At 33.7% G+C, this 939-nt stretch carries 1 protein-coding gene; it reads left to right on the forward strand.

Going from position 1 to position 939, the window contains the following annotated elements; all coding sequences use genetic code 11:
• Positions 1–487 (forward strand): hypothetical protein (locus M6D81_RS31550; protein ID WP_262681635.1); only part of this gene is annotated, 487 nt, incomplete at its 5' end.
• Between the last annotated feature and the right edge of the window lie 452 nt (positions 488–939).

Raw genomic sequence — 939 nt, forward strand, 5'->3', positions numbered from 1 at the left:
TTGGTTGCAAATTATTATGTTTTTTATGGCTGCCGGGGGAGGTCTATACTTTGGAAATGAATTAAGGAAGACTGTAATAAAGCATGTTGGAACTTCCGAAGACATTTATGATCATAATATAATTACTTTAAAACAAATATTAAATAAGAGAAAAATAAATAAATTGTCTCAAATCGATATCTTATTAGAGCAAATGAAAGATGAACTCCCTAGGCTAAAGGTAAGCGAAAGTATATTAAAACCATTTTATACAATAAGTACTGTCTTATTAATTCCAACCGTAGCAATGTTAACTAAGTGGTTGTTAGACAAATATACTAACGGGTTAATTGTTGTAATTCAGATAACTGCATTAATTGTAATGATATTTTGTCTATTCTATATGTTAAAACCACTTATTGAACAAATATTGGATGTTACCTATTGGAGAATGAAGAAACTACAACAGATGTTACAAGATATTAAATTAATTGATTTTGTTCAGTAATTCAGAGAACTTCATTTAACATCATAATCATGTATCGGGACGTTCATCCCTCGATATGGACTGATGAGATTGGTAGGGAAGTAACACAGCTGGCCACACTTCGCGTTTCGCTAGTTGTCGTGAACACAGGAACGTTAGTCGAGATTAAAGTCAAAAGAGGTGCACTTATGAAAGTAGCTCTAAGAGAGCAATAGGTGTTCTTTTCACTAAAATGGATTGACATAAGCTCATTTCCCCCATATCACAATTAGCACAATTATATGTACCTGATTATTCTAACAAGTCACTTTTTGACAACCACTTATCACATCCTTCCCCCCACCTGAATGCAGCAAGTACATCTACCAACCCGTTTATTGAAAAGTGTTTACGTGCAGGAGATAATGAGATAGAAAGTTAAGTATACATATAACGCACGGATGCAAAGCTAATCCACAAGATCACCAAAGGTT

Origin of the sequence: Paenibacillus sp. J5C2022, from assembly GCF_025567625.1 — a bacterium.
GTDB lineage: Bacteria > Bacillota > Bacilli > Paenibacillales > Paenibacillaceae > Pristimantibacillus.